This is a genomic window from Halocatena salina, from assembly GCF_023115355.1.
Taxonomy (GTDB): Archaea; Halobacteriota; Halobacteria; order Halobacteriales; family Haloarculaceae; genus Halocatena; species Halocatena salina.
Map to the genome: position 1 here is coordinate 2,078,166 of NZ_CP096019.1, position 15,633 is coordinate 2,093,798.

A 15,633-nucleotide genomic window follows, 5' to 3' on the forward strand; every position below is an offset into this window, starting at 1 on the left:
GGCGCTATCCGGCCTTTTCTGACGTTTTCTCACCGATTTACCATTCGAATCTGACGCCCGTACCGGTAGTGACACCGAAGGCGTCTTCGCCACGGCCTTGATTCACCGCGAGTTCGAGGTTGCCGTGGCTCCCAACGGTGACCAGTCGGTCACCCGGATCGAGCGCAGCGTATGATCGTTCGAAGGGGATGCGTTCGCCGTTCACGGCGATCGGTCCTCCTACCGACGAGGCACAGACGGTCCCGGGTACGTTCGTGATCGCGTTCCCAAAGCCGTCCACGACGAGCACCTCTCCGACCGCGTGTCCGTTCGGCTTGTCGATCGTCGGCTCGGGAAACGAGAGATCGACGTATTCCGGTGTTGGCGTGGCGCGATCGAGGGATTCGATCGCAGCGACGCCGACATCGTGAACCGCCGCCGCTGCCGGTGCGAACACGTCCCGTCCGTGAAACGTCGCACTGCCGGGGTCGTCGTAGCTCCACTCGAATAGCTCTACGGCGTCGGCCAGCCGACGGGCGGCTGGAACCAACAGGCCGTTGTCCGGACCGACGAGCGCGTGTTCGCCTGCACGGACGAGGAGCGCCGAACGATCGGTGCCGACGCCGGGATCGACGACTGCACAGTGGACAGCTGGCGGGTAGTAGGGAAGCACCTCCCGGAGCCAAAACGCCGCTGTTCGTACGTCTTGGCGAGGGAACTGGTGAGTGATATCGACCATCCGAGCATCACAATCGCTGGCGATGACGCCCCGCATCGCAGCGGGGTACGGTGCACCGAAATCCGACGCAAGCGTGATCATACGTTACGTTGACCGTCCGACGACAAATGCCACCCGTTCGAACGACCTGCTGGAACGTGGCCGGGTTAGGATCCGTTCGCGTCGGAGTCGCTGACCTGCTGGATCCGGCTGACGCCGTCGATCTCTTCGATGATTTCGACCGCTGGATCGGGAACGAGATGTTTCCACTCCTCGCCACGACGCATTCGATCCCGGACCCGGGACCCTTCGAGTTCCTCGCGCCTGATCATCGGTGTCGAACGGACCTCCATACCAGCCTCTTCGAACAATCGGACGACGAGCGGGTTGTTCGAATACGCGACATCGAAGTGGGGAGACATACTTTGGACGTGACTCACCCACACCGCATTACGATTCAAATCCTCGATCGGAACGGCGTAGGTAGTGAGATCGAGCGATTCGAGCGTCTTGGTGATCATCATGATGCGCTCACCGGGGGTGAACGGATCGTTCATCGTGTGTGATTGATCCGCACTCCCGATACCGAGCACGAGTTCGTCCACATCGTGGGCGATCTGCTCGACCATCGTCTGGTGCCCCTCATGGAAGGGCTGAAACCGCCCAATGAAGAACCCACGCATACGTAGATCTTTACCGGTTTTGTAATAAGGCCAGTGGTCTGTGGATTGCCGTCTATCTATTGTCATGTTAGCTCCCTGCTGGCGGTTTCAGCCGCTGGTTTCGGTCTCAAGGGGAGAAAGTATATCAGTAAACATCTCATCGTATACGATGAGAGCACGGTTCTATGAGCGACAACAACCCAGACGAGGCTCTCCCGGGACAGGAGGGGGCAGACGATTCGCTGTCCACGTCGGGAGAACGCTCCGCCGAGACCGTTACAGAACTCGGTCAGGAGCAGATCGATGACGACAAGATCGACGACGGAGCGACGGGTGGTCTCCTCGGCGGACTGACGATCGACACCACCGCCGACATTGAGGTGCCCGACCGACTCGTCGATCAGGTGATCGGGCAGGATCGCGCCCGAGACATCGTCTTGAAAGCGGCCAAACAGCGCCGTCACGTGATGATGATCGGGTCACCCGGGACGGGCAAGTCGATGTTAGCCAAGGCGATGAGCCAGCTCCTCCCACGGGAAGAGCTTCAGGACATCTTGGTGTATCACAACCCTGACGACGGGAACGAGCCAAAGATCCGCACGGTTCCAGCAGGAAAGGGCGAACAGATCATTGACGCTCACAAGGAGGAGGCTAGGAAACACAATCAGATGCGGTCGTTCCTCATGTGGATCCTCATTGTGGTCGTCTTCGGCTACGCGCTCATACGGGGCCAATTCCTACTCGGCATTCTCGCTGCAGGGGTCATTTATTTCCTCTTCCGGTACAGCAGTCGGGGAAGCGATGCGATGATCCCCAATCTGCTCGTGAACAACGCCGACAAACAGACCGCCCCGTTCGAGGACGCAACGGGCGCTCACGCCGGTGCACTGCTCGGGGACGTTCGACACGACCCGTTCCAGTCCGGTGGCATGGAGACGCCCAGCCACGACCGCGTCGAACCCGGTGCGATCCACAAGTCTAACAAGGGCGTGTTATTCGTCGACGAGATCAACACCCTCGACATCCGGTCTCAGCAGAAGCTGATGACCGCGATTCAGGAAGGCGAGTTCTCGATCACTGGCCAGTCGGACCGGTCCTCGGGGGCGATGGTCCAGACCGAGCCAGTGCCAACGAACTTCATCATGGTCGCCGCCGGGAACCTCGATGCGATGGAGAACATGCACCCCGCACTCAGAAACCGTATCAAAGGATACGGATACGAGGTGTACATGGACGACACCATCGAGGACACGCCCGAGATGCGGCGCAAGTACACCCGCTTTATCGCCCAGGAAGTCCAAAAGGACGGGCGACTGCCCCACTTCACCCGTGACGCAGCCAAAGAAGTCATCCTCGAAGCACAGCGTCGTGCCGGACGGAAAGGCCACCTGACGCTCGAACTCCGGACGCTCGGCGGACTCATCCGAGTCGCCGGTGATATCGCCCGCGCTTCCGACGTGGATCTAACGACGAGAGATCACGTCCTCGAAGCGAAAGGACGTTCGCGCTCGATCGAGCAACAGCTCGCCGATGACTACATTGAGAAGCGCAAGGATTACGATATGACCGTCGCCCGCGGCGACGTCGGCGGCCGAGTCAACGGCCTTGCAGTGATGGGCGAGGATTCGGGTATCGTGATGCCCGTGATGGCCGAAATCGCACCGTCCCAAGGACCAGGCGAGGTGATTGCCACGGGCAATCTCCAAGATATCGCCAAAGAAGCCGTCCAAAACGTTTCGGCGATCATCAAGAAGTTCTCGGATGAGGACATCACCAAGAAGGATATCCACATCCAGTACGTCCAGTCCTACGAGGGCGTCGAAGGCGATTCAGCAAGCGTTACCATGGCTGCAGCCGTCATCAGCGCTCTTGAGGACATTCCAGTCGATCAGAGCGTTGCAATGACCGGATCACTGTCGGTTCGGGGTGATGTGCTCCCCGTCGGTGGCGTCACCCACAAGATCGAAGCCGCAGCCAAATCCGGTCTCGATACGGTGATCATTCCTGCTGCGAACGAACAGGACGTGATGATCGAAGACGAATATGAGGAGATGGTCGATATCGTTCCCGTCTCCCACATCAGCGAGGTACTCGACATCGCACTCGTCGGAGAACCGGAGAAAGATTCGCTCGTCGATCGTCTCAAGAGCATCACAGGACAGGCCCTCGACTCCGGATCGACAGCCGGTCCGGGCAGCCCAAGCCCACAGTAGCGTGACCGACTGGACGGCGTTCGCCGGAATCGTTGGCGTCGTCCTCGCACTATTGTTAGTACTTGCTCGTCTTTCACAGGATGCTGTTAGCGGATTTGTCGACGACCGATCGCCCCATAGTGACTACAACGCCGAACCGACCAATCATTCCACAGAGCAGGATCAGGACACTACTCCGACGCCCGAACGGCGACCATCCCCAACGGAACGGCTCTCCCCTGTGACCGTGTTGCTCAACGTCGGACTGTCACAAGGGTTGTTTGGGGTTCTTCTTCTCGCTGGCGTGTGGTTTACGTCGGTTCCGATGGCAGCTCTCGGCGTCGACACCGCCGACCCCAAAAGCTTCGGTGGCGTCGCGTTCGGTGTCGGGATCATCACGGGAATCGGTCTGTACGCTATCAACGCTCTCGGTGCTGCGTGTGCGACGGCACTCGACCACGAGTACGACCACCGTCTCCGGGAGCATCTCACCCCCGAAACGACCACGGGATGGCTCATCCTGTTGGGTGGCGTCCTTCCCATCATCGCCGGATTCGAAGAACTCCTGTTCCGGGGCGCGCTGATCGGCGCTCTCAGTACGGGGTTTTCCATTTCGCCGTGGCTCCTTGCCGTGGGATCCTCGATCGCGTTCGCGGTCGGTCACGGCGCACAAGGCCGGATCGGTGTTCTCGTCACGGGCGTGCTCGGCTTCGGGTTAGCCGGCATTTTTGTTCTCACGAACAGCCTTCTCGTCGTTATTATCGCACATTACCTCATCAACGCGCTCGAATTCCTCATCAGTGGGATGCTGGACATCGAGTGGGGATAACCCACGATCATCAAAAATTATACCCGAAGTCGGCGAGCCGGTAAATGCCGATCCCGAACACATCATTCGTTTTCCCATCTTCATAATTTATAAAACTAACTAACCAACATTTATTTGAATTATTTGGAGATTCATAAAAACTAATAGAACCGCTGTCGCCGCGTTTTAGATCGTTACCGGAGCTGTTGTCCTTGTGAAACACCGAATACGGTTTCGGAAGACAGCCGGGGGCGGTGTAGATCGTTTCAGCGGTGGTTTGTATCTTCGAAAAACTTGTCCGGCACGTCGTTCGGCCCACTTTTTGTGTATTCACTCCGCGACTCTTGAGATGACCCAGACCATCGTAGGAGAAATGCCCACTGATGCCGTTGTACCCCGAATACCGAATGGCGCGTTCGATTCGGTACCTCCCGTGGAGTTTGACCATAGCATAATCTTCTTTACATTTTGTGTGTTTCACCGTGCCAAGAGAGGTTCCATCGGGGTGTTTGAGCGTCGACCCTGTCGCGTCGTTTCCCGAGAAGATGTGCTGGCACGTAGCGAGATACCGCTTACCGTTTTTGAATGCAGGAGCACCCACGGATCCGATCGGCGCGTTTGAGTTTCCCCGTACCTCGTATCCGCCCCGAATCGCGGCGGTGGATGAACTCCAGTTTCGAAGGGTATCGGTACAGCTGATCGATTCAAAACCCGATACAGATTCGACATCGATCTTGACGCCTTCGACGTGGGTCGGAATCTCTCCCATCATCGTCCGTACGTCGCTGTCCTGTAATCGAACGATCAATCGGGAGTTGTCCCCCCCTCGTTCTCCCGGACTAACACCGATACTGACGACGCCTGGCATCGCTCCGAGCGATTGCTCAACCCGGTGTTTCATTCGTGTGGCGTGAAGGAAATCGTTGTACCAGTCGGCGGGGACGTACCGTTTGTGAGCCGTCGGCTCGTCAAACGGATTATCACTGTGAAACCCGATGACGATAGGTACCTCATCCGAAGCTGCCCCATCGATGTCCTCCTGAGTGATGTATTTGGCTGACATCTGTGTGAATCCGACACCAAGAAGAGAAGATAACAAACGACGACGGCTCATTCCCGGCTGGGTTTCAGTATGGATCTTATCGGTCGATGGGCGGCTATAGTCATCTAACATCATCCAAATCGGTATACTTTCACATTCGTAAAATAGATTGTCGAAGTTTCATTATAGGTTCAAAGTATGATATAATAGTATCTACGTCGGTTTCGATGCCGTACCCAATGAGGGCGCACTGGTAATACAGTAATATAGTTGAGGATGAGGATAGTCGATACATGTCGGTATCGTGTTGTATATTAGTCCGTGTGAGATAGGATAAATATTTTGATATAGTGTGTTGATAATACACATCTAACGGCGCGATCTAACGATCGGTTCAGCCCGTGCGATCGGTCCATCGAACGTTCCGCAGCATCCAACCGATCGTGTAGCCGATGGAACCGGAGACAAGAGCGAATACAGCCGAAAACCAAAGCAAAAGCTGGAGATATTCACCAGTGTTTGCCCCGGGAAACGTTGCTACTCCACCGCTGGTAAACAGCCCTATCAGCAAGAGGAGTTGAATCACAACCACTACTACGTAGCCTGCGTTGGTGTAGGCGATCCCACCAGCCGTTCCGAGGAGGACGAGGATAGCAACCCAACCAGCAATATCCGACCGGACGAAGACGAGTACCCCTAATGGGACGACCGTTCCGACCACCCCGAGAATAATCGAGGCGATGATCCCTGCTAGAAGCATGCGCCGAGAGCGATCCCACGACCTCCCGAACAAAAATCCTACGAGGGAGATCCTCCAAATGGGCATCACTTAAGACTGATAGGTGAGTGAGTATATACCTTATCTACAGTCAAGTATCCATTTGATCCAGACCTATCATATTAGAGAGTGATGTGGGTTGAGATATGTTCATTGGTTGTTCGACTACATCGAGACGTCGTTACCTACTAAGTGCCATTGTAGGCTAGGATTTGATAATATCTCACTACGCAACTTTAATTAATAAATAACTATTTTGTATCATATAGATTGGAGAGTTGTTCGGACGCGATTCCAATGACTTCCTTTCCAGAACCACTGTCCGCAGTTTTCACACCTCCAGACGCGTCGCTCCTCAGGAACGTCGTCTGGTCGTGAATCGGAAGTAGGTTCGAGACGACCGTTACATCGACTACAGCGCGTCGGTTCGATGAGTGTGAGTCTGATACCCGCGTTTTGCAGCGTTCGGAGTTGTTCTTCCGTGTCTGTGCTTTCGAGCAGGATCGCGGTGTCGGTTCGCGTGGCGAGCTGTCGATCACGGGTGATGAGCGTGCGATCTTCGGTTCGGGCGATAGCGATCAGTCGGTCGTCGGCTTCAACGTCATAATCGAGTGCGTAGCTAGTGTCGTGACCACACATCCGAAGGTAGCTTCGCAGTCCACCACACATCACGTCGAGCAGCAGCCGTCGTTGATTCATCCGTCGAGAAACGCTCGAACGTCCTCTGCGGGCCACATGGTGAGCACGTCGCTCGGTTCGGCCCAGCCGCGTCGAGCGGTATGAACCCCATACTGGATGTAGTCGTAACTTTCCGGTCTGTGGGCGTCGGTGTCGATCGTGATAGTCGCTCCCTGTTCGAGCGCGGCTTGCACCGCACTTCCTTGGAGATCGAGCCGACGGGGGTTAGCGTTGATTTCTAATGCTGTTCCGGCTTTCGCGGCCGCGTCGGCCAGTGCTGGCACGTCGATGTCGAGTCCGGATCTCCGATTGAGTTGGCGACCAGTCGGATGGCCAACGATGTCGACTGCAGGATGTTCGGCAGCCGCGATGAGTCGGTCGGTGCCGTCGCCATCGAGTGCGGCGTGTGGTGAGGCGACGACACAGTCCAGCTGTTCAAGTAGCCCCTCATCCACGGACAGACGGCCATCGGAATCGATGTTCGCCTCGACGCCAGCGAACACATCGATCTCTGCGTCGTCTCCCACCGCACGGAGCTCTGAGAGTTGTGTTTCGAGCTGTCGGTCGGAGAGACCGACTCCGCCGACCATTCCGGGGCCCTCGGCGTGGTCGGTGATGCAGATGTACTCGTATCCTCGGTCGGTTGCCGCCGCAACCATCTCCTCGATGCTGTTTCGTCCATCTGACCAGTCGGTGTGGAGGTGGAAATCACCACGGATCGCATCGAGGGTTACGAGATCCGGCAGTTCGTTCGCTGCTGCTGCATCGATCTCTCCCCGTCCTTCCCGCAGTTCTGGGGGGATCGGAGGGAGATCGAGTGCGTCGTACACGTCCGTTTCGGTCTTGCCGCCGATCCGGTCGCCGACGCGTTGGCCCGCATCCGGATCGTCCGTCTCGGAGATGTCGAAGACGCCGTACTCGTTCACCTTCAAACCGCGCTCGATCGCGCGGTTGCGAAGCTCGACGTTGTGGTCCTTGCTTCCGGTGAAATACTGGAGGGCAGCCCCGAACTCCGACGGATCGACGACGCGGAGATCGACGCGGACACCGTTTGTTCTGACGCTGGCTTTGCCCGTTCCGGCTTCGATCACCCGCCCTGTGTCGGGCCAGTCGGTGAACGCGTCGACCACCGCTTGTGGATCCGTGCTCGCCACGAGCGTGTCGACATCACCGATAGTGGGCCGCCACCGCCGCAACGATCCCGCCACTTCACAGCGTTCGACCGCAGCCGTCTGGGTGAGATGATCGACGATCGCCTCCCCGATCGGCACGGCGTCGCTGAGGAGCTGTCGGTCCTGTGACTGGCGGGCGAAGTCGATGTTGTCGAGGATGTTCGCCTCCGTTTTGGGCCCGAAACCCGACACTGTTCGAATTTCCTCGTTTTTCGCTGCCGTTTCGAGATCGTCGAGCGTTCGTACGTCGAGTGCTTCGTACAGGCTGCCCACCGTTTTGGGTCCGATGCCTTCGACGCTCGTCAACGTCTTCATGTTCACCGGCAGCTCTGCCCGCTTTTCTTCCAATTCGTCTATCTCGCCGCTCTTGGCATATTCTACGACTTTCGAGGCAATGGCCTCGCCGACACGATCGATCCGTTCAACGGCGGCTGCACCCTCTTGTTTGGCGAGTGCGGTGACGTTCTCGGGATACTCCCGGATGTTATCCGCTGCACGACGGTAGGCGATCGGTTTGTACTCCACGTCTTGGGCTTCGAGGAGATCGGCGAGTTCTTCGAACTGCGTTGCGAGTTCCTCGTTGCGGATCGTCATCGTCGCCCCCGTGAGCTGCTGTCTTCTCTCCCGAGTGCTCGCTTCAGGAAGTTCGACCACCGCTTTCTGTCGGCAGTCTTTTTCGTTGCGATCTCCTGTTCGATGTCGACCGGTTCGAGACGTTCGAGCGCCGACAACGCCCGGTCGATACCGATGACGCTCTCAACCAACCGCTCGCCGGTCTCGAAACTGATGTCGTCGTCTTCGATGCGTTGGACGCGTTGGCGACGCTCGCGCCGGAGGTTCTTCTTCAACCGTTCGACTCGCTCCCGGTCGTCGGGTGGGATGGTGTTCCGTCGCTTGGTTTCGAAGATGAACTCCTGCAGTGCGATCTCTTTGCCTTGTACGTCGATCGTCTCCGGAATCGACGCACCGACCGTCGCGCCCTCGCGCTCGACCCGCTCGAGTAACTGCTTTCGCTCGTACGGTTTCATATCGGACGTTCGTCCCTGGGATACAAAAGAATCGTGTGGAGTCAGTGCGTGACCAGTGTCAGAACAGCCCTCGATCCGGTTCGTTTCGCTTGCTGTCTCGTCGATTAGTCCGCTCGTGGCCGTTGGTTCTGTTCTGCTCTGTGGCTCTGTTCGTTGTACGGTCGTTCGTTGCTGATCGCTCCTGTTGCTCGTCACGTGTCTGGGTGGACGACGTGTTTGTGTCAGCTGCCGTGGTATGGATGTTCGTGGCGTGCTGTGCCGGATAGGGCTTGTCAGGGGTTCTTGACAGCCGTCCCCGCAGCTTTGCCCCCACTTTTCGTACTGCGCCAGTCGACTTTGCCAGTCCCCCACGCAGCTTGGCCGTCGCCGTCGCTACTGGGGAGTTAGTGGACCGGTCGCTGGAGTCGTTCTGGGGATCCGTAGTGTTCGTCTCGATCCCTTGTTGCTGGTGCTCCTCTGAAGACGTCTGGATCTTCTCCTGTAACGTGGTGTGTTCGTCTCTTACTGCCTGAAGGTCGTCTTGTAGGTCTTGATTCTTGTCTCTCAGCTCTTCATTTTCGCCTCTCAGCCTCTGTTTTTCGTCTCGTTCTTGTTGGAGGGACTTCTCCAGACTCTGTTTTTCTTGTTTCACTTGCTGCAGCTCATCGGATTGTTCCTGCTCGTTCTCATCTCCTTCATTCTCGGTGGTTGCGCTTTCCTCGGGAAGATCCTCGGCGATGCCGTCGTTTTTCTCGACGTCGAATGGTATTCGCTCTTCAATCAACGGTTCTCGGTACCCGTATTGTTCGTCGTACCATTCCTCATCTACATGAGGTTGTCTCTGCTCTTCGATCTCTTTGAGCTGCTGCAACTGCTTGTACTCCGTTATCAACTCTGCTTTCTGTGCTTGCCAGCTTTTATTCTCATTTTCGCTCAGGTCTTCAAGGGGATCAAATTCCGCATCGTTCCTGTACGTTCCGAGTCTTTCCCGAATCTCGTTGAGTTCCCTGACGTTTCCTTTGGTCTGTTCGAGACCAGCCGTAATCTCCTTGTTATACGATTCTCCTTTAATCTCCTCCAACTCTTCATACGTTGCTATCCCATCTATCTGCTCTTGGATCTGTTCACGTTTTATTTCAATTCGTGTTTCATGAAGATTGCTAAGCGCCTCCGCAATACGGGGAATCTTCTTGATTCCCGGACTCGGAGCGTTTTCTACCCCCCACAGGGCGATATCCTCAGGAGCTTGTTCGGTGAACGACTCGTCTAACTCATCGATCTTGTCTTCGATTCCTGCCCACTCTGATCTCCTCTGGCCATCTTCCCACTCGATTCCATTCTCATCGACGAGATCTAGCGCACCTTCACTGAACTGCTCTAACAGATCGATATCATCTTCGTCAATCTGATTCCATCCACTTTCACTCCCTTCACTAATCTCATTAAGCTTATCTTGAAGCAATCCCTGCCCTTCACTGCAACCTGGATTCGCACAGATCTCTTCGATGAATTTCGATGAGTGAATTTTATCAGATAATTCTCCTGTCTTTACAAATGGAGTTTTGATAACACCTAGAATCGAATTCAGACGAGATACGTTCGCTGACGATTCGAACTGATGCTTGAGTTTCGAGCAGCTCTGACAGGGATCAGGATCGTCGCTCATGCTGTGAGTTTTTCGTGTGCTTGTTCCACGAGCTGCTGATTTTCGCGTGCTTCAACGGCTCTCGGATGATCGTCAGGGATTTCTTCGATGATTGGATATTCTTCTCGAACGACAGCAGCGTTGTCGGTGATGACCGTACGAGCAGTATCCTTATCGGGCACATCCCCGCTCAGAACGAGATTCGCAATCGCAAGAGTCGTATCTGCGATGATCGTTTGCTCGTCAGCCGTGGTGATATCCACGAGTCCCTCAAACGCCATCTCCGTTTCCGGACTCCCTGATTCGATAGCTGCCTGCAACAGGTCAATCGTTCTGTAAAGGGTGCTGCGATGTCCGAAATCAGCAGCAGTAAGTGCCCGTTTGACGACGATCCCCGGAACTGTCTCACCTACTGCCGCTAGCTCCACCCATCCGATCACACCTTTCCGAACGACCGCGAGTTCGTTTTTGGGACGGTCATCCCAGTGTTCTTCATCCCGGATGCGGGTCGCTTCGGTCAACGCCGGGCCAGCGTCTTCGAGTGGAATGGCCTGCTGTTCAACTAACTTGGTGACTGCCCCTGCCAAGTCACGCCGGACGCGACTTTCCTCAGCTGCTTCGAGGCCGGTCAGGAATCTGTCTGTCTCACCCTCAAACGCCTTCGGGGAATACTTCACAACCGACTCTAGCGATGATGCAGCAAATCTAGCGTCTATTCCTGTCTCTACGTAATCAAACAATGCTTGGATGGCATTGCTAGCTCTATCGGAGTTTTCTTTTGCTCTATCATACGCCGTACTCGGGGACATTGACGGCTCGTCGTCCATATGTGATTGCAACAAACCAGTGGTTAATAATTCTTACTGATATCTGATGAAAATACGACGACGGAGGTCTGTCGATCGGACTGCCATAGCACACCGAGACAGTGATCATCCGATCGACCGAGAGCAACCGACAGGGTTAATCCGAAACCGGCCGGATGATCGTCCATGGCTGAAGAGGACGAGGAGTCCGGGCCGGTCGTAGAACTCGGCGAGAGCGAACCGGTCGAGGGGGCACCGCTGGCGCGTATCACCTCGCGGTTGCATTATGGCATCCCGAAGAGTGACGCCATCCGCCGTGAAGGAGATTCCGTCATCCGCACGCCCGACGGTCCACGCGAGCTTGCGGACGTACTCGAAGCGTCCGAAGAAACGTACTTCCCACGGGAGCAAGATCTCACGAACGCCGTCCGTGCGGTGATCGGTACCGGTCCGGTGCCGACCGAGGAGTAAGTGCCTGCGTGCTCACCGCCCGTTTCGCTCGAGAAACGCAGAGAGATCACTCTGAACGCCCGCAACCAGCTCGGAGTTGCGCCGTAGCTCCGAGCTCTCGATCGGTAGCTGTTCTTGTAGTTGGGCGATGGCGCCATGGAACGATTGAGCTGTAGCTGACTCCGAGGAGACGGCGTCCCGGACAGTCTCTCGGATCAACCAGACGCCCACAGGACCCCAGTATTCGTCCGTGACATCCCGGAGGACGAGCGCCTTTGCTTGGCGGTCGCGTTCTGTGAGGTGTTCGAGCACCGCGAGGCGGGCGGCGTAGTACGCGCCGGAAGTCTCCTCGACATATTGGGTTCGTCCCCCAAAGCCCTCATAATCGCTTGCGACCCAGTAGCCCTCACGGCCGGGACTCCAGACGCTTCCGGGGGATTTCATCTCTACGAGTTCGAACTCCCAGTTACCGGGTGCGAGGATTACCCAAAACTGGTTGCCGAGATACTCGGCCCGCCGTACTTCCACCGCGTCGATGGTCGCGGCGTTCCGAAGCGATCCGCGCAGGAACTGGGAGACAGTATCGTCGACGGCGGTGATCGACCACCGCGTCGGAACCAGTGTACGGTTTCGTCGCTGTCCGAGTGCGCCCGCCGACAGGATGGTGTTGATGTCGTACACGTCGAATCCACGGTTGTACAGATACGTCATCGCTCCCTCTGCACGCCAGTCGTCGTCTGAAAGCGTCTTCTCGACTGCACGCGGGACATGGGGGTTCTCCGTGAGTTGGGCGTCACTCGCGTGTGCTCGCGGCCCGCGTGGCGTCGCTACGCGATCGACCGCCATGTCGAGTGTGGGCGTGGTTTCGAGATCGACCTCCACGTCGACCGGACGGTCTGCGATGGCTACCTCCCGGCGAACGCCCGTAAATCCGTCCCATTCATCGGCCACGTGGATGTCAGTCGGTTGTGTGGAGTTGAGCAGTCCGGCTCGGGCCTGAAACACATCGTCGATGGTGACTCCCTGTCGGTACCACTCTCCGCTAGTGACGTAGTCGGTGGCAGAGACATCCGGCGCAACCGGAGCTAGCACTCCCGCAGAGACGCGTGGATAGCCCGACCGGCCGACGAAAATCGACGGAGCAGTGCTTCCGAACAGCGAATCACCCTGCAGCGTCTCATCGATCTGTCGTTCGACGTCCGTGAGGTACTCCGTGATGGCGTAGGACTTTTCCTGTGCCAGCTGGCGTTTGTGGTGCTCCTCGTCGTGTTCGAGGCCCTCGATGAACTCCTCAAGCCGCATCGCTCGTTCTTGGTGCTGGGACGGCTTGAACCTTCAGCAAAACGGGATGCGTGGCATCACAGCCCAGTGCGAACCACTGGATGCCCTACGATGAGTACGGGAGCGCAGTGATCGCGGGCGTTTCGTGGTCACGGTGTAACCGTCGTCGATAGTTAGCTGTGAATACCCATCGCTTCGATCTGCTCTTGATACCGATTGCGAATCGTAACCTCCGTCACCTGTGCGACATCGGCAACTTCACGCTGGGTTTTCTTCTCGTTACAGAGCAGAGAGGCAGCATAAATCGCTGCGGCGGCGTATCCCGTCGGGGACTTTCCCGACAGTAACCCTTCCTCTGCGGTGGTAGTGATGATCTCGTTTGCTTTTGCTTTGACTTCTTCGGAGAGATCGAGTTCCGAGCAAAATCGGGGGACGTACTTCTTCGGATCGACCGGCTCCATCTCCAACGCGAGTTCTTGGGAAATGTACCGATACGTGCGTCCGATCTCCTTGCGTTCGACACGAGACACCTCCGATATCTCCTCGAGACTCCGAGGAATCCCTTCTTTGCGACAAGCCGCATACAGCGCGGAGGTAGCGACGCCCTCGATCGATCGCCCACGGATGAGATCGTCTTTCAACGCGCGCCGATAGATGACAGACGCGACCTCTCGAACTGACCGCGGAACGCCGAGTGCGCTCGCCATGCGGTCGATCTCCGAGAGCGCGAACTGAAGGTTTCGCTCCCCTGCATCCTTGGTTCGGATGCGCTCTTGCCACTTGCGCAAGCGATGCATTTGGCTACGCTTTTTCGAGGAAATCGATCGCCCGTAGGCGTCTTTGTCTTTCCAGTCGATGGTGGTCGTCAACCCCTTGTCGTGCATCGTCTGGGTCGTTGGCGCACCGACACGGGACTTCTTCTGACGCTCTTGGTGGTTGAACGCGCGCCACTCCGGCCCGGGATCGATCTTCTCCTCTTCGATGACGAGTCCACAATCATCACAAATGAGCTCACCACGATCCGAACTCTTGACCAGGTGGTCGGACCCGCATTCGGGACATTCTCGCGTGCGTTCTGTTTCGTGTTCCGTTTCCTGCTCGCGCTCCCGCGTACGGGTGGACCGTGTCATCGCATTTTTATACTACCTCGGTCAGCGCACTTAGATCTTCCGTAACACGGAGTTATCTGCCGCATCTCTCTGGTCCGAAAATGACGCACGCAAGGAGGGTGCAGTCGGCCGTCACCCGATCCGACCGATCGGAAGCCACTTATCAGTTCCAGGGTGATCCGAACGTATGCCGGTCATCGAATGTGACCCCAGCGTTGCCCGTGAGCGTCTTCAGGCGGCGGAGATCGCTGTCGAACCGGGCAACACCGACCACGAGCGCTGGCGAGCCGAACACCACGGCGCGACTGCGGTCGCCTACGAGGAGAAGGTTCTCGTACAGGGATCGTCTCCGGAACGGTTAGTCGCGGTGTTGCGTGAAGCGGGGGGACGGGCGCACGTGTACTTCGATGGGGGATCGCGCGGCAATCCCGGTCCGGCGGCGATCGGATGGGTTGTCCTCACGGACGAGGGCATCGTTTCGGAGGACGGTGAATGCATTGGGGAGACCACGAACAACCGTGCTGAGTACGACGCACTCATCCGTGCGGTGTCCGTTGCCGCCGACTATGGGTTCGATACGGTCGAGATCCGCGGAGATTCGGAACTGGTGGTGAAACAAGTGACCGGTCAGTGGTCGGTGAACGATCCGGGTCTACGGGAACGACGGGTTCGCGTGCGGGAGCTACTCGAAGCGTTCGATGACTGGTCTCTTTCTCACGTTCCTCGAGAGGTTAACGAACGTGCCGACGCGCTCGTCAACGAGGCACTCGACGATGCTTCCTGACGACGTCGCCGACGAGGCAGAGCGGCTGACCCGCCTGGCGCGCGCAGCTATCGATACGGACGAAGCCAGCGCCGCGCGGACAAAGCGTGACGACCTCTTGGCGCGCCACGGCTACGTTGCTCGCGAACGCAACACGGACGCGACACTGGTCTGTTTTCCCGATGACTGGGTTGCAGACGGAACGGTCCAGACTGAACGGATCGACGACACCGATCGCGCGGTCGAACGACCACTCGAAGCCCCGGCCGACGAGTGGGAGGATGTCCACCGGCACAACCGCGACATCGCAGCGCACGTCACCGAGCGCTACGGCGATGTCCACGGTGCTAACGCCGCGGCGTTTGCCGAGTTCATGAGTAACCACTACGCGATGGCGCTCGAACACACCACGGAAGCCATGCGCGAGGAGTTCCTCACGGAGTACTATCCACGTAACGTCTGGCCCACAAAAAAACAGCGTACGGTTATTGAAGAGTCAGTGGATTTGGCGCTCGATCTTGCCCGAGAGTGAGCGCCATTCCG

16 protein-coding genes are annotated in these 15,633 nt (G+C 57.1%); 5 read left to right on the top strand and 11 right to left on the bottom strand.

Annotated features, from left to right (window positions below; translation table 11 throughout):
- Positions 1-37: 37 nt before the first annotated feature.
- Both MW046_RS10620 and MW046_RS10625 read right to left on the bottom strand, forming a co-directional pair.
- A complete protein-coding gene (locus MW046_RS10620) occupies positions 38-799 on the bottom strand; it encodes an SAM hydrolase/SAM-dependent halogenase family protein (RefSeq protein ID WP_247993080.1) in 762 nt (253 codons plus the stop codon).
- Between the two features lie 65 nt (positions 800-864).
- Entirely contained in the window at positions 865-1,380 is a 516-nt protein-coding gene (locus MW046_RS10625) for a nicotinamide-nucleotide adenylyltransferase (RefSeq protein ID WP_247993081.1), read from the bottom strand.
- Between the two features lie 164 nt (positions 1,381-1,544).
- Here MW046_RS10625 and lonB point away from each other — a divergent pair, with 164 nt between their 5' ends.
- Positions 1,545-3,572 (top strand): ATP-dependent protease LonB, encoded by a 2,028-nt coding sequence (lonB, locus tag MW046_RS10630; protein WP_247993082.1) that lies wholly within the window; start codon positions 1,545-1,547, stop codon positions 3,570-3,572.
- A 1-nt stretch (position 3,573) separates the two neighbouring features.
- On the top strand, positions 3,574-4,380 hold the full coding sequence (locus tag MW046_RS10635; RefSeq protein ID WP_247993083.1) for a CPBP family intramembrane glutamic endopeptidase: 807 nt from the start codon (positions 3,574-3,576) through the stop codon (positions 4,378-4,380).
- Between the two features lie 10 nt (positions 4,381-4,390).
- Here MW046_RS10635 and MW046_RS10640 read toward each other — a convergent pair whose 3' ends face one another.
- The 7 genes from MW046_RS10640 to MW046_RS10670 all read right to left on the bottom strand — a co-directional run bounded on the left by MW046_RS10640 (position 4,391) and on the right by MW046_RS10670 (position 11,358).
- On the bottom strand, positions 4,391-5,422 hold the full coding sequence (locus MW046_RS10640) for a hypothetical protein (RefSeq protein WP_247993084.1): 1,032 nt from the start codon (positions 5,420-5,422) through the stop codon (positions 4,391-4,393).
- Between the two features lie 373 nt (positions 5,423-5,795).
- Positions 5,796-6,227 (bottom strand): hypothetical protein, encoded by a 432-nt coding sequence (locus tag MW046_RS10645; protein WP_247993085.1) that lies wholly within the window; start codon positions 6,225-6,227, stop codon positions 5,796-5,798.
- A 213-nt stretch (positions 6,228-6,440) separates the two neighbouring features.
- Positions 6,441-6,878 carry a Mut7-C RNAse domain-containing protein gene (locus MW046_RS10650; RefSeq protein ID WP_247993086.1) on the bottom strand — a complete coding sequence of 146 codons (438 nt, stop codon included), beginning with the start codon at positions 6,876-6,878 and terminating at the stop codon, positions 6,441-6,443.
- Positions 6,875-8,683, bottom strand: coding sequence for a DNA polymerase/3'-5' exonuclease PolX (gene polX, locus MW046_RS10655; protein WP_438268173.1), 1,809 nt, complete (start codon positions 8,681-8,683; stop codon positions 6,875-6,877). The genes MW046_RS10650 and polX overlap by 4 nt, the downstream gene beginning before the upstream one ends.
- On the bottom strand, positions 8,620-9,057 hold the full coding sequence (locus MW046_RS10660) for a DUF5788 family protein (protein WP_247993087.1): 438 nt from the start codon (positions 9,055-9,057) through the stop codon (positions 8,620-8,622). Before MW046_RS10660 ends, polX begins: the two co-directional genes overlap by 64 nt.
- Before the next feature lie 58 nt (positions 9,058-9,115).
- On the bottom strand, positions 9,116-10,702 hold the full coding sequence (locus MW046_RS10665; RefSeq protein WP_247993088.1) for a hypothetical protein: 1,587 nt from the start codon (positions 10,700-10,702) through the stop codon (positions 9,116-9,118).
- Positions 10,699-11,358, bottom strand: a complete 660-nt coding sequence (locus tag MW046_RS10670) for a hypothetical protein (RefSeq protein ID WP_247993089.1) — start codon at positions 11,356-11,358, stop codon at positions 10,699-10,701. Before MW046_RS10670 ends, MW046_RS10665 begins: the two co-directional genes overlap by 4 nt.
- Positions 11,359-11,673: 315 nt before the next feature.
- Here MW046_RS10670 and MW046_RS10675 point away from each other — a divergent pair, with 315 nt between their 5' ends.
- Positions 11,674-11,958, top strand: a complete 285-nt coding sequence (locus MW046_RS10675; RefSeq protein WP_247993090.1) for a DUF5789 family protein — start codon at positions 11,674-11,676, stop codon at positions 11,956-11,958.
- Between the two features lie 12 nt (positions 11,959-11,970).
- On the opposite strand, the gene nreA is transcribed toward MW046_RS10675, so the two are convergent.
- Together nreA and MW046_RS10685 are read right to left on the bottom strand one after the other, a co-directional pair.
- Positions 11,971-13,239 carry a DNA repair protein NreA gene (gene nreA, locus MW046_RS10680; protein WP_247993091.1) on the bottom strand — a complete coding sequence of 423 codons (1,269 nt, stop codon included), beginning with the start codon at positions 13,237-13,239 and terminating at the stop codon, positions 11,971-11,973.
- Between the two features lie 152 nt (positions 13,240-13,391).
- On the bottom strand, positions 13,392-14,348 hold the full coding sequence (locus tag MW046_RS10685; protein WP_124955822.1) for a transcription initiation factor IIB: 957 nt from the start codon (positions 14,346-14,348) through the stop codon (positions 13,392-13,394).
- 166 nt (positions 14,349-14,514) lie between these two features.
- On the opposite strand from MW046_RS10685, the gene rnhA reads away from it, so the two are divergent.
- Both rnhA and MW046_RS10695 read left to right on the top strand, forming a co-directional pair.
- Positions 14,515-15,111, top strand: a complete 597-nt coding sequence (gene rnhA, locus MW046_RS10690) for a ribonuclease HI (protein ID WP_247993092.1) — start codon at positions 14,515-14,517, stop codon at positions 15,109-15,111.
- Positions 15,101-15,622 carry a DUF7108 family protein gene (locus MW046_RS10695; RefSeq protein WP_247993093.1) on the top strand — a complete coding sequence of 174 codons (522 nt, stop codon included), beginning with the start codon at positions 15,101-15,103 and terminating at the stop codon, positions 15,620-15,622. Before rnhA ends, MW046_RS10695 begins: the two co-directional genes overlap by 11 nt.
- Positions 15,623-15,633 lie beyond the last annotated feature (11 nt).